The 20,767-nt window shown below is 44.5% G+C and carries 26 protein-coding genes and 1 riboswitch; of the genes, 24 read left to right on the top strand and 2 right to left on the bottom strand.

The genetic code is table 11. The features are described from left to right. Positions 1-4: 4 nt before the first annotated feature. The 17 genes from fadE (at position 5) to sufB (ending at position 13,230) form a co-directional block, all read left to right on the top strand. Positions 5-1,789 (top strand): acyl-CoA dehydrogenase FadE, encoded by a 1,785-nt coding sequence (gene fadE, locus JQX68_RS16805; protein WP_147772503.1) that lies wholly within the window; start codon positions 5-7, stop codon positions 1,787-1,789. 110 nt (positions 1,790-1,899) lie between these two features. Then, positions 1,900-2,256, top strand: coding sequence for an arsenate reductase family protein (locus JQX68_RS16800; protein ID WP_003222779.1), 357 nt, complete (start codon positions 1,900-1,902; stop codon positions 2,254-2,256). A 66-nt stretch (positions 2,257-2,322) separates the two neighbouring features. After that, complete coding sequence (gene gcvH, locus JQX68_RS16795; protein WP_014665312.1) at positions 2,323-2,706, top strand: glycine cleavage system protein GcvH; 384 nt, start codon at positions 2,323-2,325, stop codon at positions 2,704-2,706. Between the two features lie 55 nt (positions 2,707-2,761). Beyond that, positions 2,762-2,998, top strand: a complete 237-nt coding sequence (locus JQX68_RS16790) for a YusG family protein (protein WP_003228581.1) — start codon at positions 2,762-2,764, stop codon at positions 2,996-2,998. A gap of 72 nt (positions 2,999-3,070) precedes the next feature. Beyond that, positions 3,071-3,433, top strand: a complete 363-nt coding sequence (locus JQX68_RS16785; protein WP_041521423.1) for a toprim domain-containing protein — start codon at positions 3,071-3,073, stop codon at positions 3,431-3,433. Position 3,434: 1 nt separating this feature from the next. Then, on the top strand, positions 3,435-3,755 hold the full coding sequence (locus JQX68_RS16780; protein ID WP_040081889.1) for a thioredoxin family protein: 321 nt from the start codon (positions 3,435-3,437) through the stop codon (positions 3,753-3,755). Positions 3,756-3,861: 106 nt separating this feature from the next. Further along, complete coding sequence (locus JQX68_RS16775) at positions 3,862-4,206, top strand: SCP2 sterol-binding domain-containing protein (RefSeq protein WP_014665309.1); 345 nt, start codon at positions 3,862-3,864, stop codon at positions 4,204-4,206. 114 nt (positions 4,207-4,320) lie between these two features. Next, positions 4,321-4,427: riboswitch (SAM riboswitch) on the top strand. A gap of 105 nt (positions 4,428-4,532) precedes the next feature. Further along, entirely contained in the window at positions 4,533-5,558 is a 1,026-nt protein-coding gene (gene metN, locus JQX68_RS16770; protein ID WP_003242531.1) for a methionine ABC transporter ATP-binding protein MetN, read from the top strand. After that, on the top strand, positions 5,551-6,219 hold the full coding sequence (metP, locus tag JQX68_RS16765) for a methionine ABC transporter permease MetP (RefSeq protein ID WP_003228593.1): 669 nt from the start codon (positions 5,551-5,553) through the stop codon (positions 6,217-6,219). Before metN ends, metP begins: the two co-directional genes overlap by 8 nt. 13 nt (positions 6,220-6,232) lie before the next feature. Further along, complete coding sequence (gene metQ, locus JQX68_RS16760) at positions 6,233-7,057, top strand: methionine ABC transporter substrate-binding lipoprotein MetQ (protein WP_014665307.1); 825 nt, start codon at positions 6,233-6,235, stop codon at positions 7,055-7,057. A gap of 84 nt (positions 7,058-7,141) precedes the next feature. Further along, entirely contained in the window at positions 7,142-7,519 is a 378-nt protein-coding gene (locus JQX68_RS16755; protein ID WP_147772502.1) for a carboxymuconolactone decarboxylase family protein, read from the top strand. A gap of 193 nt (positions 7,520-7,712) precedes the next feature. Further along, positions 7,713-7,850 (top strand): YuzK family famiily protein, encoded by a 138-nt coding sequence (locus JQX68_RS16750; protein WP_014665305.1) that lies wholly within the window; start codon positions 7,713-7,715, stop codon positions 7,848-7,850. A gap of 192 nt (positions 7,851-8,042) precedes the next feature. Next, on the top strand, positions 8,043-8,828 hold the full coding sequence (sufC, locus tag JQX68_RS16745) for a Fe-S cluster assembly ATPase SufC (RefSeq protein WP_003327022.1): 786 nt from the start codon (positions 8,043-8,045) through the stop codon (positions 8,826-8,828). A gap of 17 nt (positions 8,829-8,845) precedes the next feature. Continuing rightward, positions 8,846-10,159 carry a Fe-S cluster assembly protein SufD gene (gene sufD, locus JQX68_RS16740; protein ID WP_014665303.1) on the top strand — a complete coding sequence of 438 codons (1,314 nt, stop codon included), beginning with the start codon at positions 8,846-8,848 and terminating at the stop codon, positions 10,157-10,159. Then, the gene (gene sufS, locus JQX68_RS16735) at positions 10,159-11,379 is read left to right on the top strand and encodes a cysteine desulfurase SufS (protein WP_147772501.1); all 1,221 of its coding nucleotides are present in this window, start codon (positions 10,159-10,161) and stop codon (positions 11,377-11,379) included. The genes sufD and sufS overlap by 1 nt, the downstream gene beginning before the upstream one ends. After that, entirely contained in the window at positions 11,369-11,812 is a 444-nt protein-coding gene (gene sufU, locus JQX68_RS16730) for a Fe-S cluster assembly sulfur transfer protein SufU (RefSeq protein ID WP_003222809.1), read from the top strand. The genes sufS and sufU overlap by 11 nt, the downstream gene beginning before the upstream one ends. A 20-nt stretch (positions 11,813-11,832) precedes the next feature. After that, positions 11,833-13,230 (top strand): Fe-S cluster assembly protein SufB, encoded by a 1,398-nt coding sequence (sufB, locus tag JQX68_RS16725; protein WP_003240854.1) that lies wholly within the window; start codon positions 11,833-11,835, stop codon positions 13,228-13,230. A gap of 89 nt (positions 13,231-13,319) precedes the next feature. Here the strand turns inward: sufB and JQX68_RS16720 are convergent, their stop codons facing one another. Then, positions 13,320-13,595: a hypothetical protein gene (locus tag JQX68_RS16720; protein ID WP_014665301.1), complete on the bottom strand. Its 276-nt coding sequence runs from the start codon at positions 13,593-13,595 to the stop codon at positions 13,320-13,322. After that, entirely contained in the window at positions 13,595-13,741 is a 147-nt protein-coding gene (gene sspG / locus JQX68_RS16715; RefSeq protein WP_014665300.1) for an acid-soluble spore protein SspG, read from the bottom strand. Before sspG ends, JQX68_RS16720 begins: the two co-directional genes overlap by 1 nt. Before the next feature lie 158 nt (positions 13,742-13,899). Here sspG and JQX68_RS16710 point away from each other — a divergent pair, with 158 nt between their 5' ends. The 7 genes from JQX68_RS16710 (at position 13,900) to frlD (ending at position 20,746) form a co-directional block, all read left to right on the top strand. Continuing rightward, the gene (locus JQX68_RS16710) at positions 13,900-15,018 is read left to right on the top strand and encodes an NAD(P)/FAD-dependent oxidoreductase (protein WP_147772500.1); all 1,119 of its coding nucleotides are present in this window, start codon (positions 13,900-13,902) and stop codon (positions 15,016-15,018) included. A 102-nt stretch (positions 15,019-15,120) separates the two neighbouring features. Then, the gene (locus tag JQX68_RS16705) at positions 15,121-15,495 is read left to right on the top strand and encodes a nucleotide excision repair endonuclease (RefSeq protein WP_040081896.1); all 375 of its coding nucleotides are present in this window, start codon (positions 15,121-15,123) and stop codon (positions 15,493-15,495) included. Between the two features lie 205 nt (positions 15,496-15,700). Then, positions 15,701-16,687 (top strand): fructosamine deglycase FrlB, encoded by a 987-nt coding sequence (gene frlB, locus JQX68_RS16700; RefSeq protein WP_014665296.1) that lies wholly within the window; start codon positions 15,701-15,703, stop codon positions 16,685-16,687. A gap of 80 nt (positions 16,688-16,767) precedes the next feature. Then, complete coding sequence (locus JQX68_RS16695; RefSeq protein WP_147772499.1) at positions 16,768-18,036, top strand: ABC transporter substrate-binding protein; 1,269 nt, start codon at positions 16,768-16,770, stop codon at positions 18,034-18,036. A 57-nt stretch (positions 18,037-18,093) separates the two neighbouring features. Next, positions 18,094-18,972, top strand: a complete 879-nt coding sequence (locus JQX68_RS16690; protein ID WP_103030966.1) for a carbohydrate ABC transporter permease — start codon at positions 18,094-18,096, stop codon at positions 18,970-18,972. Between the two features lie 3 nt (positions 18,973-18,975). Beyond that, the gene (locus tag JQX68_RS16685; protein ID WP_069150263.1) at positions 18,976-19,878 is read left to right on the top strand and encodes a carbohydrate ABC transporter permease; all 903 of its coding nucleotides are present in this window, start codon (positions 18,976-18,978) and stop codon (positions 19,876-19,878) included. Positions 19,879-19,891: 13 nt separating this feature from the next. Then, entirely contained in the window at positions 19,892-20,746 is an 855-nt protein-coding gene (gene frlD, locus JQX68_RS16680; RefSeq protein ID WP_014665292.1) for a fructosamine kinase FrlD, read from the top strand. Positions 20,747-20,767: the final 21 nt, after the last annotated feature.

Raw genomic sequence — 20,767 nt, 5'->3', positions numbered from 1 at the left:
ACAAATGGCAAAAAAAACGGCTGACGTACTAAAAGGCGGCGGATTTTTAATCGAGGATGTCACATACGATCAAATGTATACACCGGAGGATTTCACTGACGAGCATAAAATGATTGCGAAAACAACAGAGGATTATATCGAGCAAGATGTTCTCCCTCATATAGATGACATTGAAAACCATCAATTTGAGCATTCTGTCAGACTGTTGAAGAAAGCGGGCGAACTAGGGCTGCTTGGCGCCGATGTGCCGGAAGAATACGGCGGGCTCGGCCTAGATAAGATCAGTTCGGCGCTCATCACTGAGAAATTTTCGCGTGCGGGAAGTTTTTCTCTTTCCTATGGCGCGCATGTCGGCATCGGTTCCTTGCCGATCGTCTTTTTCGGATCAGAAGAACAAAAGAAAAAATATTTGCCTGGCCTCGCTTCAGGCGAAAAGATCGCGGCTTATGCTCTGACTGAGCCTGGCTCTGGGTCTGATGCACTTGGAGCAAAAACAACAGCCGCGCTGAACGAAGCAGGAACGCATTATGTATTAACTGGGGAAAAACAGTGGATTACCAACTCTGCTTTTGCCGATGTTTTTGTGGTTTACGCTAAGGTTGACGGCGACAAGTTTTCAGCCTTTATTGTAGAAAAAGAGTTCCCGGGTGTCTCCACGGGACCGGAAGAAAAGAAAATGGGGATCAAAGGATCATCGACGAGGACCCTCATTTTGGATCAAGCTGAAGTGCCGAAGGAAAACTTGCTCGGAGAAATCGGCAAAGGGCATGTCATCGCCTTTAATATTTTAAACATTGGCCGCTACAAACTGGCGGTTGGCACAATTGGCGCATCTAAACGGGTCATCGAGCTGTCTGCGGCATACGCAAATCAGCGCCGCCAATTTAAAACCCCGATTGCAGGTTTTTCATTGACACAGGAAAAAATCGGGACAATGGCCTCAAGGCTGTATGCGATGGAAAGCTCTGTATACAGAACCGTCGGGCTGTTTGAAGACAATATGAGCCAGTTCACGGCCGAAGATCTCAAGGACGGCCGGCAAATCGCCAAGTCAATTGCGGAATACGCCATCGAATGCTCTCTGAATAAGGTGTTTGGCTCTGAAACGCTTGATTATATTGTTGATGAAGGCGTTCAGATTCATGGAGGCTACGGCTTTATGCAGGAGTACGAAGTAGAAAGAGCGTATAGGGATTCAAGGATCAATCGAATTTTTGAAGGCACAAACGAAATCAACCGATTAATCGTGCCAAGCACTTTCCTGAAAAAAGCGCTAAAAGGCGAGCTGCCTCTATTTGAAAAAGCGCAGTCGCTGCAGGAAGAACTCATGATGCTTATGCCTGAAGAGCCTGGAAGCGGCGTCTTAGAGCAAGAGAAATATATCGTTAAGCAAGCGAAAAAAATTGCGTTGTTTGCCGCCGGCCTAGCTGCGCAAAAATACGGAAAAGCCATCGATCATGAGCAAGAAATTCTCGTGAACGTCGCGGATATCGTCAGCAATGTATACGCAATGGAATCGGCCGTGCTCAGAACGGAAAAGGCCATTGCAGCACAAGGCGCTGAAAAAGCTGCGCAAAAGGTGCTGTACACAGAAATTTTCGTTCAAGAAGCCTTTAACGAAATTGAAGCGCATGCGAAGGAATCCCTTATCGCCATGGAAGAAGGAGACTCCCTCCGCATGATGCTTTCCGCTCTGCGAAAGCTGACACGCGTAACGCCTAAAAACGTGATTCAGAAAAAACGCGAGGCGGCGGCAGGCATTTTTGAGGCTGAGAAATATATTGTCTGATTGGCCATGAGCTCCGCATGCGCGGAGCTCTTTTTTAAGAAGCACTGTTTTAGGTTTTTAAAACAAACTGTGTTAAAATAACCTCGATTATTTTATTGAGGGGGAAGAAGATGTCGTTAACTTTTTACTGGTACCCTAAATGCGGAACGTGCCGCAAAGCAAAGAAGTGGCTTGAAGAGCATGGGAAAGAAATAAACGAAATACATATTGCAGAGCAGCCGCCAAGCAAAGAAGAATTGAAAGCGCTTTATGAAAAAAGCGGGCTGGATCTCAAGAAATTTTTCAACACGAGCGGCATGAAATACCGCGAGCTCAATCTCAAGGAAAAGCTGTATCACATGTCAGAGGACGAACAGCTCGAACTGCTGGCTTCAGACGGAATGCTGATCAAACGCCCGCTTACAACAGACGGCGAAAAAGTGACTGTCGGATTTAAAGAAGACCAATTTGAAGAAAACTGGGCTTAATGTAAATTTTTTTTGAAAAGTGTGGTATCTTCTTATTGTAGTGCTGTAAAAAATGGAGGGATTCAATTGAGCATACCAAAAGATTTGCGTTACTCAGGAGAACACGAATGGGTAAAAGTTGAAGGAGAAAAAGCCAGAATCGGAATTACGCATTTTGCCCAGTCCGAGCTAGGCGACATCGTGTTTGTCGAACTTCCTGAAGTGGGCGCTGAAATCAAAGCGGACGAGCCATTCGGCAGTGTTGAATCCGTTAAAACGGTATCTGAGCTTTATGCGCCGATTAACGGAACTGTTGTGGAAGTAAACGAAGATCTTGATGACAGTCCGGAATTCGTCAACGAATCTCCGTACGAAAAAGCATGGATGATCGTCGTTGAGCCGACTGACGCTTCTGAAATTGAAAAACTGATGACAGCAGAGCAATACGAAGAGATGACACAAGAAGACTAAAACAGGATAGCCGTAAAAGCAATTGGACACGCTAACGTTATGGGAGGTGTCCAATATGGCTTTCGACAAACAAAAGCTCGATGTCACCAACGACGTGACAGGCCGCTTTCAAAATGGCCGGCTCTCGTTATATCATGATAATGAGATGATCGGCCAAATGACAAGCATGAATGAATATGAGCTTAAGTCCGGTTATTCCTTTGAAAATGAGAAGTTTTATAAGACAGCCGATGTGGTCTCTGGTGACGACGCAAAATATGTAGATTGTGACTACGAAAACGGCTGGTGTTAAATGTTGGCGGTGAATTTCACTGCCTTCTTTTACAATCTGAACGTTTCAAATTTGACGCGGCAGGTGAAGAAGATGGATGAGCTGGAAAAGGTTATGATTGTCGAGGGGAAATCAGATAAAGAGAAAATCGAAAGCGTCCTGAATGAACCGGTGCGCATTATCTGCACAAACGGAACAATCAGCCAGCTGAAGCTTGAGGAATTGGCTGACGAGCTTTATGATAAAGACGTCTATATATTAGTTGATGCTGATGAATCAGGCGAGAAATTGAGAAAACAGCTGAAGCGTGAATTTAATGAAGCCTGCCATCTCCATATCGACAGAGCCTATAAGGAAGTAGCGGCTGCGCCCAGGCACCATGTCGCCTCTGTCTTGCTGCGTGCGAATCTGAATGTCCATACTATTTTTCTTGAAAGAAAGTCCCGAGGTGTATAGCATGAAAGAACTCCAAGAACACGAACTTGATCACATTGAAGATGATGTGTACCTTCTATATTTATATACTCCGTTTTGCGGCACCTGCCAGCTTGCAAGCAAAATGCTGACAGTGGTGAAAGAAATGCTGCCTGATGTCGCCTTCTATCAAAACAATGTCAATTACTCTCCGACATTTGCAAAAGCATATCAAATTGAAAGTGTCCCTTGTTTTCTGCTGTTTAAAGGCGGAAAGGTGGTCGAAAGAGGATATGCGTTTCATTCCGTTTCTTATTTATATGAGCTGATCAAACAAAAATCATCTTCCGCATCCCAATTATGACATATTTCTCAGCATATCCAACGAAATTGTCGTTCGTTTTATAAAGGGGTTCTTGCGACAGAGAGAGAAATGTGTATGTATGACCAACAAATAGGAGGTTGTACATATGGAGAAAGCGGAAGTTTTAGAAGATGAGTATCAGCATCTGTTTTTAAAACCCCTTTTGAATGCCTCAACATTGCTCATTACCTTTCAAGGAGAAGCAGAAGCCTTAACCGTCTCAATAAACGAACAGGGAGAAATGAAAAAAGTTTCTCCGCCCCAAACGTCCAACCTGACCTTTTACGGAAACCAAACGGAAATTATTGATTTATTGCACGGAGACATTTCCCTTCAGCACCTGATTCAGAGCGGAAGCCTCAAAGTAAAGGGGTCATTCAGGGCCCTGTTAAAGCTAGAAGCCATTCTCTGGCTGACAAATGGATTTTTTCAGAGGATTTCAAAGAATTGAAAAATAATAAATTATTATAATAGTAAAAGTTGTCATCATTTATTTTATTGACATTTAATCATTCGCCGTGCTATTCTACATTAAGAATTTCCGGACGAAAAAGACTATATATTTCTCTTATCAAGAGAGGTGGAGGGAAGTGCCCTATGAAGCCCGGCAACCATCAACGCTGTTGAAATGGTGCCAATTCACACGAAGCGTTCAGCTTTGAAAGATGAGAGAAAGGCATTTTATATAAGCCTTTCTGCTCAAGTGTGCAGAAAGGCTTTTCTTTTGCAGAAAAAACCGGAAGATTTCTTAGAATAGTGTTAAGGCAGGTGATTGCTTTGATCAATCTTCAGGATGTTTCAAAAGTTTACAAGTCGAAACATGGAGATGTCAATGCTGTCCAAAATGTCTCGCTTTCCATTAAAAAAGGTGAGATTTTTGGAATTATAGGATATAGCGGAGCTGGTAAGAGTTCCTTAATCCGTCTGCTGAACGGCCTTGAGAAACCAACCTCAGGAACCGTGGAAGTGGCGGGAACCAAGATTAATGAAGTAAATGGACGCGGTTTAAGAAAAGCACGCCATGAGATCAGTATGATTTTCCAGCATTTCAATTTGCTTTGGTCGCGGACTGTCAGAGATAATATCATGTTTCCTTTAGAAATTGCCGGGGTGAAAAAGAGCGAGCGGATCAAGCGCGCCAATGAACTGATTAAACTGGTAGGTTTAGAAGGAAAAGAAAAATCATATCCGTCCCAGCTGAGCGGCGGTCAGAAGCAGCGTGTCGGAATTGCCAGAGCGCTTGCAAACAATCCGAAGGTTCTCCTTTGTGACGAAGCGACATCAGCATTAGATCCGCAAACGACAGATTCAATTCTGGATCTATTGTCCGATATTAATGAAAGACTCGGTTTGACGATTGTGCTGATTACGCACGAAATGCATGTCATCCGCAAAATCTGCAACAGAGTCGCCGTCATGGAAAACGGTAAGGTGGTCGAAGAAGGCGAGGTTCTCGACGTCTTCAAAAATCCAAAGGAACAAATGACAAAACGATTTGTTCAACAGGTGACAGAGCCAGAAGAAACGAAAGAAACGCTTCAGCACCTTCTTGATGATACAGCATCAGGAAAAATGGTTCAGCTCACATTTGTCGGTGAGTCAGCTGAACAGCCTCTGATTACAGAGATGATCAGAAACTTCAATGTCAGCGTCAATATTCTGCAAGGGAAAATTTCGCAGACGAAGGATGGAGCTTACGGTTCACTGTTCATCCACATTGACGGAGACGAGGAAGAAGTGCAAAACGTGATCCGGTTCATTAATGACAAACAGGTGAAAGCAGAGGTGATCACGAATGTTTGAAAAATACTTCCCGAACGTCGATTTAACTGAATTATGGAACGCGACATATGAAACACTTTATATGACGCTGATTTCTTTACTGTTTGCTTTTGTCATCGGGGTCATCCTCGGCTTGCTGCTCTTTCTGACGAGCAAAGGAAGCCTCTGGCAGAATAAAGCGGTCAACTCTGTGATTGCTGCCGTTGTTAACATATTTAGATCGATTCCGTTCCTTATTTTAATTATTTTACTATTAGGGTTTACGAAGTTTTTAGTCGGCACGATCCTAGGGCCAAACGCCGCATTGCCGGCGCTGGTCATCGGCTCGGCACCGTTTTACGCACGTCTTGTTGAAATCGCGCTGCGTGAGGTGGATAAAGGTGTGATTGAAGCAGCTAAATCAATGGGCGCGAAAACGTCTACGATTATTTTCAAAGTGCTGATTCCGGAATCAATGCCTGCTCTTATTTCTGGCATTACGGTTACAGCCATCGCTTTGATCGGCTCAACGGCAATTGCCGGAGCCATTGGTTCAGGAGGCCTTGGAAACCTTGCGTACGTAGAAGGATATCAGTCTAATAACGCTGATGTTACCTTCGTTGCTACTGTGTTTATTTTAATCATCGTGTTTATTATTCAAATCATCGGTGATCTAATAACAAATATTATAGACAAAAGATAAGGGAGGATTTACATTGAAAAAGCTATTTTTGGGTGCATTACTGCTTGTATTTGCAGGAGTTATGGCTGCCTGCGGTTCGAATAACGGCGCTGAATCCGGCAAGAAAGAAATTGTCGTTGCGGCAACGAAAACACCGCATGCGGAAATTTTAAAAGAAGCTGAACCATTGCTGAAAGAAAAAGGCTATACGCTGAAAGTGAAAGTGCTTAGTGATTACAAAATGTACAATAAAGCTTTAGCTGATAAAGAAGTGGACGCGAACTACTTCCAGCACATTCCTTACCTTGAGCAAGAAATGAAAGAAAACACAGATTACAAACTTGTGAATGCCGGCGCTGTTCACTTAGAGCCATTTGGTATTTACTCTAAAACATACAAATCACTGAAAGACCTTCCAGACGGTGCGACAATCATCCTGACAAACAACGTTGCTGAACAAGGCCGTATGCTTGCAATGCTTGAAAACGCTGGATTAATCACTCTTGATTCTAAAGTGGAAACCGTTGACGCAACATTGAAAGACATTAAGAAAAACCCGAAAAACCTTGAATTCAAAAAAGTAGCGCCTGAATTAACGGCAAAAGCATATGAAAACAAAGAAGGAGACGCGGTCTTCATCAATGTAAACTATGCGATCCAAAATAAATTAAATCCTAAAAAAGATGCAATTGAAGTAGAATCAACGAAAAACAACCCATATGCTAACATCGTCGCAGTGAGAAAAGGCGAAGAAGATTCTGCAAAAATCAAAGCGCTGATGGAAGTTCTTCACTCTAAAAAGATCAAAGACTTCATCGAGAAAAAATACGACGGAGCTGTGCTTCCTGTATCTGAATAAGTCTGAAACCCCCGGATGAGAAATCCGGGGTTTTTTCGCGTATTTTCCTAAAAGCTGCTCATAATAAAAAGGAATGTTAAACAGATGGAGGGATTTTCTTTGAATCAAGACATTGGAAGCATGCAGGACGCGCTAAAACAATATAAACATGGTTTAGGCACATTTGAACAAAAGATGCCGCTGATGGGAAGGAAATTTAACGAGTTTACTGAACAGTGCTTTGCCGGGAATTCTCTGACTGAAAGAGAAAAACAGCTGATCGCCCTCGGAATCGCCATCAATGCTCAGGACGAATATTGCATGATCTATCATACAAAAGGCTGTCTTGATCAGGGAGCGACAGAAGAAAACATTCTCGAAGCCGTCAGTGTGGCAGCGGCATTTGGAGGCGGCGCGGCCTTCAGTCAAGGCGTGACAGTTGTCCAGCAGTGCATTGAGGAATTCGGAAACACCACGCATTAAGAGAAGGAATATTCCGAAAAACCATTCTCATTTGATCTGAATGGATGCTTTCGTCACATCTGCCGCTATTTCAAGCCATATCCTTTTTGCGGCATCAAACGCAGCACTGATAAAATAGAAAGCAAATATATGAAGGGATTGATTCATTATTTGCAGCAGCCAGGACAGACTGAACCTCGATTATACGTCAGAAATGGAAAAAGCGATGCAGCTGTCACACGGAATTGGATACGAGGAATACGGACGCCGGCTGGAAACAAGAATGAAAGTAGAGCGGCAGAGAGAGCTTGATTATCAAAAAAGCAAGCGGATTTCTGCAGGAGCTTATTGAGAAAATCAATCTTTTAAAAAAGGGTGGGAATCCACTCTTTTTCTTTTTCAATCGCTTTAATAAAGTGCTGATCTTTGTTAAACTTGAGGAATGTGCGAGGCACGATAAAAAGTTGTATTTACTTTTCATTTGTTATAAAATTAGAATGAGAATAAAATGAGAATAATGATTATATATTTTGGAGGTATAGATATGGCTGCTTCAACATTAACGATCAAAGATCTTCACGTTGAAATCGAAGGGAAAGAGATCTTAAAGGGTGTAAACCTTGAAATAAAAGGTGGAGAATTCCACGCAGTAATGGGCCCGAACGGAACTGGTAAATCCACTTTATCAGCTGCTATTATGGGGCATCCTAAATATGAAGTAACAAAAGGCAGCATCACGCTTGATGGCAAAGATGTACTGGAGATGGAAGTGGACGAGCGTGCGCAGGCAGGCTTATTCCTTGCGATGCAGTACCCAAGTGAAATCAGCGGTGTGACAAATGCCGACTTCCTTCGCTCAGCAATCAACGCGCGCAGAGAAGAAGGTGATGAAATTTCTCTTATGAAATTCATCCGCAAAATGGACGAAAACATGGAGTTCCTTGAAATGGACCCTGAAATGGCTCAGCGCTATCTTAACGAAGGCTTCTCAGGCGGGGAGAAAAAACGCAACGAAATTCTTCAATTAATGATGATTGAACCGAAAATCGCCATCCTTGATGAAATCGACTCAGGTCTTGATATTGACGCTTTGAAAGTTGTATCTAAAGGGATCAACAGAATGCGCAGCGAAAACTTCGGCTGCCTGATGATCACTCACTATCAGCGCCTGTTAAACTACATCACTCCGGATGTTGTTCACGTTATGATGCAAGGCCGCGTTGTCAAATCCGGCGGTGCAGAGCTTGCACAGCGTCTTGAAGCAGAAGGTTATGACTGGATCAAACAAGAACTTGGCATTGAAGACGAAACTGTTGGCCAAGAAGCGTAAGCGTTAGGGGGATTAATATGACACTAGATACAAAACTATCCGTAGATCAGGAGTATCTCAAAAGCTTTTCGGAAAAGCATCAAGAACCTGCCTGGCTGAAAAACCTGCGCTTACAGGCTCTTGAACAAGCTGAGGATCTGCCGATGCCGAAGCCTGACAAAACTAAAATCACAAATTGGAACTTCACGAATTTCGCGAAGCATACAGTTGATAACGAACCGCTTTCTTCATTAGAAGATTTGACTGATGAAGCAAAAGCGCTGATCGACGTTGAAAACGAAGATAAAACATTATACGTACAGCGTGACCAGACGCCGGCATACCTTTCACTTTCTCAAGAATTGAAAGACAAAGGCGTTATCTTCACTGATATTCTGACTGCTGCTCGCGAGCACAGCGACTTGGTGGAGAAATACTTTATGAAGGACGGCGTGAAGGTTGATGAGCATAAGTTAACTGCACTTCACGCGGCTCTTGTTAACGGAGGAGCATTCCTTTATGTTCCGAAAAATGTTGAGGTGGAGACGCCGGTTCAGGCTGTTTATGTCCACGAAAGCAATGATACAGCTCTATTCAACCACGTGCTGATTGTGGCTGAAGACCACAGCTCTGTCACATATGTAGAAAACTATATCAGCACTGTAAACCCGAAAGACGCTGTCTTCAATATTATCAGTGAGGTCATCACAGGTGATAATGCCAGCGTGACATACGGTGCGGTGGATAATCTGTCAAGCGGTGTGACAACTTATGTGAACCGCCGCGGCGCTGCTCGCGGACGCGACAGCAAAATCGAATGGGCTCTCGGCCTGATGAACGACGGCGACACGATTTCCGAAAACACAACAAACCTTTACGGTGACGGCACATACGGCGATACGAAAACGGTTGTTGTCGGAAGAGGAGAGCAAACAGAAAACTTTACAACACAAATCATCCATTTCGGTAAAGCTTCTGAAGGCTATATCTTGAAGCACGGTGTAATGAAGGATTCTGCTTCTTCTATCTTTAACGGAATCGGCAAAATCGAACATGGCGCTTCTAAAGCGAATGCGGAGCAGGAATCGCGTGTGCTGATGCTCAGCGAAAAAGCACGCGGAGACGCTAACCCTATTCTTTTAATTGACGAAGACGATGTAACTGCAGGACATGCGGCATCTGTCGGCCGTGTGGATCCTATTCAGCTTTACTACCTGATGAGCCGCGGTATTCCGAAAGAAGAAGCAGAACGCTTAGTCATTTACGGATTCCTTGCACCGGTAGTAAATGAACTTCCGATTGAAGGCGTTAAGAAACAATTGGTTTCTGTTATCGAAAGGAAAGTGAAGTAATGAATATCACAGATATTCGTGAACAGTTCCCGATCCTTCATCAGCAAGTGAACGGACATGATCTCGTTTATCTCGACAGCGCGGCGACTTCCCAGAAGCCGCGTGCTGTCATTGAAACACTGGATAAGTATTATAACCAATACAATTCCAATGTTCACCGGGGCGTCCATACACTTGGAACCAGAGCGACAGACGGTTATGAAGGAGCGCGTGAAAAAGTCCGCAAGTTTATTAACGCGAAGTCAATGGCTGAGATTATTTTCACAAAAGGCACGACCACATCACTGAATATGGTGGCGTTAAGCTATGCGCGCGCCAACCTGAAACCTGGTGATGAAGTGGTCATTACCTACATGGAGCATCATGCGAATATCATTCCGTGGCAGCAAGCTGTCAAAGCGACTGGCGCCACATTAAAATATATTCCGCTGCAGGAAGACGGAACGATTTCTTTAGAAGACGTCAGAGAAACGGTCACAAGCAACACAAAAATTGTTGCAGTGTCTCATGTATCTAATGTCCTCGGCACGGTCAACCCGATTAAAGAAATGGCGAAAATCGCTCATGACAACGGGGCTGTCATTGTGGTGGACGGTGCACAAAGCTCGCCTCACATGAAAATTGACGTGCAGGATCTCGATTGCGACTTCTTTGCGCTTTCTTCCCACAAAATGTGCGGACCCACCGGTATTGGTGTGCTGTACGGAAAGAAAGCCCTGCTGGAAAACATGGAGCCTGCCGAATTCGGCGGTGAAATGATCGACTTTGTCGGGCTTTATGAATCAACTTGGAAAGAGCTTCCGTGGAAATTCGAAGCGGGCACACCGATTATTGCAGGAGCAATCGGTCTCGGTGCCGCCATTGATTTTCTCGAAGAAATCGGTCTTGATGAGATTTCCCGCCACGAGCACAAGCTTGCAGCTTATGCGCTTGAGCGCTTCCGCCAGCTTGACGGCGTAACGGTTTACGGGCCAAAAGAGCGTGCCGGGCTTGTTACATTTAACCTTGATGATGTTCATCCGCACGATGTGGCGACTGTGCTTGATGCGGAGGGAATCGCAGTCAGAGCCGGCCACCATTGCGCGCAGCCGCTGATGAAATGGCTGGATGTAACTGCTACTGCAAGAGCAAGCTTTTATCTGTATAATACAGAGGAAGAGATTGATAAGCTTGTGGAAGCTCTTCAAAAGACAAAGGAGTATTTTACAAATGTCTTTTAATGCGAACTTAGATACATTGTACAGACAGGTGATTATGGATCATTACAAAAACCCGCGCAATAAAGGGGTTTTAAATGACAGCATCGTCGTGGATATGAACAACCCGACATGCGGCGACCGAATCAGGCTGACAATGAAGCTTGACGGAGACATCGTGGAAGATGCGAAATTTGAAGGGGAAGGCTGTTCCATTTCAATGGCATCCGCTTCGATGATGACTCAAGCGATTAAAGGGAAAGATATTGAAACTGCCCTTTCCATGTCTAAGATTTTCTCGGATATGATGCAAGGGAAAGAGTATGATGATTCTATAGATCTCGGGGATATTGAAGCCCTTCAAGGCGTTTCAAAATTCCCTGCCCGTATCAAATGTGCAACCCTGTCATGGAAAGCACTTGAAAAAGGAGTCGCAAAAGAAGAAGGCGGCAATTAAAAGGATTGGAGTGAAAATGGATGGCTAAAAAAATGCCTGATATTGGTGAATACAAGTATGGTTTTCACGACAAGGACGTTTCCATTTTCCGTTCAGAGCGCGGATTGACAAAAGAAATCGTAGAAGAAATTTCTCGCATGAAAGAAGAGCCTCAATGGATGCTTGATTTCCGCTTGAAATCACTTGAGCATTTCTACAATATGCCGATGCCTCAATGGGGCGGAGATTTAAACTCACTGAACTTTGACGAAATTACGTACTACGTAAAACCGTCTGAGCGTTCAGAGCGTTCTTGGGATGAAGTTCCTGACGAAATTAAGCAAACATTCGACAAGCTCGGTATTCCTGAAGCTGAACAAAAATACCTTGCGGGTGTTTCTGCTCAGTACGAATCTGAGGTTGTATACCACAACATGAAAGAAGATCTTGAAGCGCAAGGCATCGTCTTTAAAGACACGGACAGCGCGCTGAAAGAAAATGAAGATATTTTCCGTGAGCACTGGGCAAAAGTAATCCCGCCGACTGATAACAAGTTTGCGGCGCTTAACTCAGCTGTTTGGTCCGGCGGATCTTTCATCTACGTGCCTAAAGGCGTGAAGGTGGAAACGCCGCTTCAAGCTTACTTCCGTATCAACTCTGAAAACATGGGCCAGTTCGAACGTACACTGATTATTGTTGACGAAGAAGCAAGCGTTCATTACGTTGAAGGCTGTACTGCGCCTGTTTACACAACAAACTCACTTCACAGTGCGGTTGTTGAGATCATCGTCAAAAAAGGCGGCTACTGCCGTTATACAACGATCCAAAACTGGGCAAACAACGTTTACAACCTTGTAACGAAGCGTACGATCTGTGAAGAAAACGCAACAATGGAATGGATCGACGGCAACATCGGTTCTAAGCTGACAATGAAATATCCGGCTTGTATCTTAAAAGGCGAAGGCGCGCGCGGCATGACGCTTTCTATCGCTCTTGCGGGTAAAGGCCAGCATCAGGATGCAGGTGCGAAAATGATTCACCTTGCGCCAAACACATCATCCACAATCGTATCAAAATCGATTTCAAAACAGGGCGGAAAAGTAACGTACCGCGGAATCGTCCACTTCGGACGCAAAGCGGAAGGCGCCCGCTCTAACATCGAGTGCGATACGCTTATTATGGATAACAAATCAACGTCAGACACAATTCCTTACAATGAAATCTTAAATGATAACATTTCATTGGAGCACGAAGCGAAAGTGTCTAAAGTATCTGAAGAGCAGCTCTTCTACTTGATGAGCCGCGGTATTTCTGAAGAAGAAGCGACAGAAATGATCGTAATGGGCTTCATCGAGCCATTCACAAAAGAGCTTCCAATGGAATACGCAGTAGAAATGAACCGTTTGATTAAGTTCGAAATGGAAGGGTCAATCGGTTAATTGTTTCACAAAAAAGGACGTGACTGGTTTTCAGTCGCGTCCTTTTTGTATGAAGAAGAAAAACCGCTGGCCGCAGGACCCGCGGTTTTTTACTCCTCTTCTATTTCCTGGTTGATAATTTGCTTTACAGATGATCTGCTGTTATTTTCTCTGTTCATCTCTCGCAATTGAGTATAAGCCATATCGAATTCCTCTTTTGTCATCTGCTTTGCGGCTAATGCGGAGCATAATATAGCAAAAGCAATTGGCATTGTATCAATGTGAATGTCGATATGAACCTCTGAGTTGCCGCTGTTTTTGATAGCAGATTCAGTAGTGGGTATCTCTTGTGCATGTCTGTTGATAGGAATGATATTTTCGTTCATTAGTCTTCTCCGTCTTGTGTCTGAGCCTGTGCCTGATCCTGGTCTGTGTTTACGCTGACCACGACTCTTGCATTACCGCTGTTTTGGACTTTTGCGACTGCCGCATCGCGTCTGTTTTCTTCATTTTCATGACGATTTTCGCTCATGGTATCATCCTTTCTCTATTGATAGTGACAGAATATTCGATAGGAGAGTAAAGAGATTGGACGAACTTCGCGGTTTTTCCACATTAGGGCAAAAGGTCGAAGGAAAGCATTTGATTTGGTAAAATGAATAGATATCATAATAGAAAAGGTGTTTGCATATGAAATCCTACATCATCGTCGGCGCAGGAATTCTCGGCGCGTCGACTGCTTATCATCTCGCAAAATCAGGCGCTCGTGTTACTGTCATTGACCGGAAAGAGCCGGGACAAGCGACTGATGCGGCGGCGGGGATCGTCTGTCCTTGGCTCTCACAGCGCCGTAATCAGGATTGGTACCAGCTTGCAAAGGGAGGAGCACGGTACTATACGGATTTAATCCATCAATTGGAAGAGGACGGAGAAACAGATACGGGATACAAGCGTGTCGGTGCGATCAGCATTCATACTGATCCGGCGAAGCTCGATAAGATGGAGGAGCGGGCGTATAAGAGGCGGGAGGATGCGCCAGAGATCGGTGAGATTACCCGCTTATCCGCGAGCGAGACGAAAAAACTGTTTCCGATTTTGGCTGATGGCTATGAATCGGTTCATATCAGCGGGGCCGCCCGCGTGAATGGAAGAGCGCTGTGCCGGTCGCTTTTAAGCGCTGCGGAGAAACGCGGCGCAGAGATCATCAAAGGAAATGCATCCCTGCTTTTTGAAAACGGAACAGTCACCGGCGTGCGAACAGATACAAAGCAGTTTGTGGCAGACGCGGTGATTGTGGCGGCGGGGGCATGGGCCAATGAAATCATGAAGCCTCTTGGCATTCATTTTCAAGTGTCTTTTCAGAAAGCGCAGATTATGCATTTTGAAATGACAGATGCAGATACAGGATTCTGGCCGGTTGTGATGCCGCCGAGTGATCAGTACATTCTTTCGTTTGATAACGGCAGAATTGTAGCCGGCGCCACACACGAAAACGATGCCGGTCTTGATGATCTGCGTGTGACAGCCGGAGGCCAGCACGAAGTATTGAGCAAAGCGTTAGGCGTTGCACCGGGCCTTGCTGATGCCGCTGCCATTGAAACAAGAGTGGGCTTCAGGCCGTTTACACCGGGATTTCTGCCGGTCATAGGGGCCGTGCCGAATGTTCAAGGCCTGTACGCTGCTAATGGTTTGGGTGCTTCTGGCCTGACGATGGGGCCGTTCTTGGGTGCAGAGCTCGCAAAGCTAGTTCTCGGAAAGCAGACAGAATTAGACCTTAGCCCTTATGATCCAGCCGGAGCACTTGCATAATAAGTAAGAGCATGACAAACAAATAGTATAAAGCTGTTCTGGCTTTTCTTTTCTGTATGTGTTAGCATTTATCTTTAATGAAAAAGAGGACGTGAACTGATTTTGATAAAAATTGATATCCCCGCACCGAATGTCACCATCACTGAACGACAGCAGTCAGCTAATGATAACGAGCCGAAAATAAAGGCGATATACGGCTTCATCGACTTTCACCAGATCCCACGGGATAAAGGCGGCATCTTTATGTTTTATAACATTCATGACGAGCTGCTGTTTGTCGGTAAAGCCAGAAAGTTAAGACAGAGAATTAAGAAGCATTTTGAAGACAATGTCTCACCGATCAAACATCACAGAGACGAAGTATATAAAATTGAAGTATGTGTAGTCGATGATCCAATGGAAAGAGATATTTACGAAACCTATATCATCAATACACAACAATCGAAGTACAATGTGGACAAGGCATTTTTTAAATAAGAGACGTCAGTCTGCGGATTGAACAGCGAAGCCAGAGCTTAAATGAAGTTCTGGCTTTTCATTTGGGCATTTTTTCACTTATAGGTCTAGTCTACAATTATTGAGAAATTTCAGAAAATAATATTGACAATCCTGGCTGTGGACTTTAATATAACAATATATAATGTTATATAACGTTATATAATAAAAATGGGGAGTGAAGGATTTGAGTCAGGCCACAGCAAAAGTAAATCGTGAGGTTCAAGCTTTCTTGCAGGATTTGAAAGGGAAAACCATTGACCACGTATTCTTTGTCGCATGCGGAGGATCTTCGGCCATTATGTACCCGAGTAAATATGTGTTTGACAGAGAGTCAAAATCAATCAACTCCGACCTTTACAGTTCTAATGAATTTATTCAGCGCAACCCTGTTCAGCTTGGCGAAAAGTCTCTTGTTATTTTGTGCTCGCATTCGGGAAATACCCCGGAAACAGTCAAAGCTGCTGCGTTTGCGAGAGGCAAAGGCGCACTTACGATTGCGATGACGTATAAGCCGGAGTCTCCTTTAGCGCAGGAAGCGCAATACGTTGCCCAGTACGATTGGGGTGATGAGGCGCTTGCGATCAATACGAACTATGGCGTTCTGTATCAAATCGTTTTCGGAACCCTGCAAGTTTTAGAAAACAATACGAAATTTCAACAGGCAATTGAAGGCTTAGACCAATTACAGGCTGTGTATGAAGAAGCCCTTAAGCAGGAAGCTGACAACGCAAAGCAGTTTGCAAAAGCTCATGAAAAAGAAAGCATTATTTATACAATGGCAAGCGGTGCAAACTACGGTGTCGCTTACTCCTACAGCATCTGCATTCTCATGGAAATGCAATGGATTCATTCCCACGCCATTCATGCCGGAGAATATTTTCACGGACCGTTTGAAATTATTGATGAATCCGTGCCGTTTATCATCCTGCTCGGTTTAGATGAAACAAGGCCTCTTGAAGAGCGGGCGCTTACCTTCTCGAAAAAGTATGGCAAAAAGCTCACTGTGCTTGATGCTGCATCTTACGACTTCACTGCAATTGACGATTCAGTTAAAGGCTACCTTGCTCCGCTCGTTCTCAACCGTGTGCTGAGAAGCTATGCAGACGAGCTGGCAGAGGCGAGAAATCATCCTTTATCTCATAGAAGATATATGTGGAAAGTTGAGTATTGATCTGAAAATGAGGAACCATTATGCATTAGACTATAATGTTATATAACATTATAGTCTAATGTCCAGAGGAGGCCAACCCTTTGAAGAAAATATTGTTGTTCTTGATCATTGCAGCTGTCAGTATGTTCACCATTGCGGGCTGTTCGAGCCAAAGCAGTTCAGCGGACGGAAAGGTGACATTGAAGTTTTTCCACAGATGGCCGAAGGAGCCGGAAAAAAGTTATTTTGAAGAAGTTGTGAAGGAATTTGAAAAAGAACACCCAGATATCGATATTCAAATTGAAGCCGTTTTAAATGACTCCTATAAAGATAAAATTAAGGTCATGCTGGGAACCACCAGCCCTCCTGACATTTACTTCTCTTGGAGCGATGAGTTTGCTTATAAATTTATCAGAGGCAATAAAGCACTTGATCTCTCGTCCTACTACAAAAATGACACCGATTGGTCATCACAGCTCGTTCAATCGCAAATTACACCATTTACTTATGAAAACAAGCAATATGGCGTGCCGTGGCAAATGGACGCTAAATCATTCTTCTATAATAAAGACATTTTCCAAAAGCTGAATCTTGATCCCCCGAAGACGTGGGATGAATTAATCAAGGTGTCAAAAAAGCTGAAGGAACATGGCTACACACCGATCAGCTTCGGAACAAAGGCGACTTGGACAATCTCGCACTATATCGGCACGCTTAATCAGCGGATGGTCGATGAAAAAACACGGGAAAAGGACTATAACGCCAAAACGGGTGAATTTACTGATGAAGGCTACGTAAAAGCCCTTGAAAAGCTTCAAGAGCTGACGCCTTACTTCAATAAACATGTAAACTCCGTCGACCATGAATATGTGAGACAGCAATTTAAGAGCGGAAAGTCGGCGATGATATATGCGGAAACAGCGGAAATCAAGCTGGTTGAACCGGTTAACCTCGGGATGTTCCCATTTCCTGAAATCAGCGGGCAAAAAGGATCTTCAGAAGCATTAACGGGAGCGCCGGAAGGATTCATGATTTCCTCAAGAACAAAACATCCGAAGGAAGCGATGGAGTTTTTGCAGTTCCTGACGTCGAAAAAAATGGGAGAAAAGCTCGTGAAAGATGTTGGAAAATACAGTGCGGTGCAAGGTACGGCTACTGAAGAAAATTCAACAGCCATTCAGCGTGAAGCCGTTCAGCATATTGTTGATGCCAAATCAATGGTTCCATGGTTTGATATGGATGTCGATGTTGAAGTCGCAGATGCGTACCTAACGAGCGTCCAGCAGATGCTTGGCGGCGACATGACACCGCAGCAGGTGATGAAAGCCGTTCAAAAAGCAGCAAAGCAGGCGAGGGCGTCAGCTGAATAAATCAAAGAAAAGGTGAAGCTTCGCACCTTTTCTTTTTATAAAGGAGATGAGATACCCTTGGTCAATCAAAATAAAATAATCCCCTATTTGTTTTTGGTGCCCGCTCTCGTTTTTTTACTTTTCGTTTATATCCCGATTTTTGAGAATGTCTTCCTCAGCCTGTTTCAGTGGAGTTCTTTTTCTCCGGAAAAAACGTTTATCGGCTTGAAAAACTATGTTGAATTGTTTCATGATCCTGTCTTTTATCAGGCGCTTACCAATAATGTGCTTTACGCAGTGATCTCAATTGTATGCCAGGTATTTGGCGGTTTGATTTTGGCGGCGGTGCTTGAGGATAAGCTGGTCAGAAAATGGTCGCCGTTTTTTCGTACCGTTTTCTTTTTGCCGGTTGTCATCTCCATGACGGTGATCGCGCTTTTGTTTGATTTTATTTACAATCCGGAGACAGGGCTTTTGAATCAGCTGCTTCAGGCCATCAGTCTTGATCAGCTGACGAGAGCCTGGCTCGGGGATGACAGCACAGCTATGCTTTCTGTCATTTTTGTGTCCCAGTGGCAATCTGTCGGTTATATTGCGATGCTGTACATCGTGTCGATCCAAAAAATACCGGATGAACTGTATGAAGCGGCCCGGCTTGACGGCGCGGGTAAAATTCAGCAGTTTTTTCATATTACTATTCCACAGACGAAAGAGATGTCTTTTGTGGCGGTGGTCATGACGCTGACTGGGGCCTTTACGGTATTTAATGAGCCGTACATATTGACAGGCGGCGGGCCGGGAAACGCGTCAGAAGTCCTGAGCACGTTTTTATATAAAAGTGCCTTTACAAAGGATATGATGGGCTACGCCTCAGCGATTGCCACTGTCGTGTTAATCATTACGCTCGCATTGTCGCTCATGCAAATGAAGTTCTTTAAAACCGGAAAGGAGGAGTAACAGATGCTGCCTCAGAAGAAGACAGATTCGTTCAGATTGGAGCCTGTGCCTGACCAGCACATTGAGGTCAAAAGAAAGCCTAGGCGAAAATGGTACATCGGAGAAACGTCTGTGTGGGTTTTTCTGTTTCTTTATTTGATTGCGATTGCCTATCCGCTTCTATGGATGGTGATGAGCGCCTTTAAAAACTCTGACGATATTTTTGAGCACAGCTGGTCGCTGCCGTCTTCGTGGCATCCGGAAAACTTTGTGTCCGCCTGGAACCAGGGGATTTCTTCTTATTTTATGAACAGCGTCATCGTTACGGTGCTGACGTGTGTGATTACTGTCTTTATCAGTGCGTGGGCGGCGTACGGCCTTTCCCGGTTTGAGTTCAAAGGAAAAGGATTCTTTTTGGTGCTTTGTCTTGGCGGTTTGATGCTGACGCCGCAGGTCAGTCTTGTGCCGCTTTATTCTATTATTCAGTCGCTGGGCCTGTACAATACGTATTGGGCGTTGATCCTGCCGTATGCGGCTTACCGGATCCCATTCACCATCATATTGATCCGCTCTTATTTTCTTTCTATTTCCAAAGAATTAGAGGAGGCGGCTTATTTAGATGGATGTACAAGTTTCGGAGTATTTTTCAGAATTTTCTTACCAATGAGTGTGCCGATTTTAGTTACATCCGGCATTTTGACGGCTTACCATACGTGGAATGAGTTTATGTTTGCGATTATTTTCATAGATGATGAGAATTTGCGGACCATTCCAGCTGGGCTGATGCAGTTCAGAGACGCGCTGCAGACGGATTGGGGCGTTCTGCTGGCCGGGTTAACGATTTCAGCCGCGCCGATTATTATTTTATTTTTATTGATGCAGAAGTATTTTGTCCGCGGGATTGCAAGCGGAAGTGTAAAAGGATGAAGGAGGAAGCGAAATGAAATTGATTGCGGTTGGAGATAATGTTGTCGATTACTACCAGGATCAAGAAACATTTTACCCGGGAGGAAATGCCTTAAACGTTGCTGTGCTTGCCAAGCGGCTCGGGCATGAGTCTTCTTATATCGGAATCGTCGGCAATGACGAAGCAGCGGCACATCTGTTGAACGTTCTCAAGCTGGAGCAGGTCAATGCAGATTATATCCGCCAGGCGCACGGAGAAAACGGGATGGCGATTGTCACTCTTGATGAACAGGGGGACCGTATTTTTGTCAGATCAAATAAAGGCGGCATTCAGTCTCGGCTTCGCCTCGCGTTTCAGGAGAAAGATGTATCTTTTATCAGCAGGCATGATCTGCTGCATACGAGCGTGTACAGCAGGCTTGAGAACGATCTTCCGCAGCTGTGCGGGCTTGTCCCTGTCTCATTTGATTTTTCAACCAATCGGGAGGATGATTATTTGAGGAGGGTCTGTCCTTATGTGACATATGCGTTTTTTTCAGGAAGCGATTTGAGTGAGCCGGAATGCGGCGAGCTTGCCAAAACAGCTCATGGGTACGGAGCCAAAATGGTTTGTATGACTCGAGGGGGTCAAGGTGCAATCCTGTCTGCGGGTGATCGAATCTATCATCAGCCGATTGTGGAAACTGATATAATAGATACACTTGGAGCGGGAGATTCTTTTATAGCAGGCTTTTTGACTGCCTTTTGCGTGAAGCAGGATATAATGTACGCTTTGCGCCAGGCCGCCGAAACGGCTGCGAAAACATGCGGTGTGTACGGGGCTTTCGGCTATGGCTATCCTTATCGCTTGGAGGACGGGGGAAGCAGTGAAAAAACGAGAATACTATAAGCAGTGTCTCGTTTTTTATGC

This window comes from Bacillus sp. LJBS06 (assembly GCF_016924995.1).
Classification (GTDB): domain Bacteria; phylum Bacillota; class Bacilli; order Bacillales; family Bacillaceae; genus Bacillus; species Bacillus stercoris.
The sequence above is the reverse complement of the archived record's forward strand: the minus strand, read 5'-3'. Positions and strand labels throughout refer to the sequence as shown.

Excerpts from the sequence above, each read along its gene's own strand:
- fadE (WP_147772503.1), top strand. The coding sequence starts at position 5 with ATGGCAAAAAAAACGGCTGACGTACTAAAAGGCGGCGGATTTTTAATC.
- JQX68_RS16800 (WP_003222779.1), top strand. The coding sequence starts at position 1,900 with ATGTCGTTAACTTTTTACTGGTACCCTAAATGCGGAACGTGCCGCAAA.
- JQX68_RS16790 (WP_003228581.1), top strand. The coding sequence starts at position 2,762 with ATGGCTTTCGACAAACAAAAGCTCGATGTCACCAACGACGTGACAGGC.
- JQX68_RS16785 (WP_041521423.1), top strand. The coding sequence starts at position 3,071 with ATGGATGAGCTGGAAAAGGTTATGATTGTCGAGGGGAAATCAGATAAA.
- JQX68_RS16780 (WP_040081889.1), top strand. The coding sequence starts at position 3,435 with ATGAAAGAACTCCAAGAACACGAACTTGATCACATTGAAGATGATGTG.
- JQX68_RS16775 (WP_014665309.1), top strand. The coding sequence starts at position 3,862 with ATGGAGAAAGCGGAAGTTTTAGAAGATGAGTATCAGCATCTGTTTTTA.
- metP (WP_003228593.1), top strand. The coding sequence starts at position 5,551 with ATGTTTGAAAAATACTTCCCGAACGTCGATTTAACTGAATTATGGAAC.
- JQX68_RS16755 (WP_147772502.1), top strand. The coding sequence starts at position 7,142 with ATGGAGGGATTTTCTTTGAATCAAGACATTGGAAGCATGCAGGACGCG.
- JQX68_RS16750 (WP_014665305.1), top strand. The coding sequence starts at position 7,713 with ATGGAAAAAGCGATGCAGCTGTCACACGGAATTGGATACGAGGAATAC.
- sufC (WP_003327022.1), top strand. The coding sequence starts at position 8,043 with ATGGCTGCTTCAACATTAACGATCAAAGATCTTCACGTTGAAATCGAA.
- sufD (WP_014665303.1), top strand. The coding sequence starts at position 8,846 with ATGACACTAGATACAAAACTATCCGTAGATCAGGAGTATCTCAAAAGC.
- sufS (WP_147772501.1), top strand. The coding sequence starts at position 10,159 with ATGAATATCACAGATATTCGTGAACAGTTCCCGATCCTTCATCAGCAA.
- sufU (WP_003222809.1), top strand. The coding sequence starts at position 11,369 with ATGTCTTTTAATGCGAACTTAGATACATTGTACAGACAGGTGATTATG.
- sufB (WP_003240854.1), top strand. The coding sequence starts at position 11,833 with ATGGCTAAAAAAATGCCTGATATTGGTGAATACAAGTATGGTTTTCAC.
- JQX68_RS16720 (WP_014665301.1), bottom strand. The coding sequence starts at position 13,595 with ATGAACGAAAATATCATTCCTATCAACAGACATGCACAAGAGATACCC.
- sspG (WP_014665300.1), bottom strand. The coding sequence starts at position 13,741 with ATGAGCGAAAATCGTCATGAAAATGAAGAAAACAGACGCGATGCGGCA.
- JQX68_RS16710 (WP_147772500.1), top strand. The coding sequence starts at position 13,900 with ATGAAATCCTACATCATCGTCGGCGCAGGAATTCTCGGCGCGTCGACT.
- JQX68_RS16685 (WP_069150263.1), top strand. The coding sequence starts at position 18,976 with ATGCTGCCTCAGAAGAAGACAGATTCGTTCAGATTGGAGCCTGTGCCT.
- frlD (WP_014665292.1), top strand. The coding sequence starts at position 19,892 with ATGAAATTGATTGCGGTTGGAGATAATGTTGTCGATTACTACCAGGAT.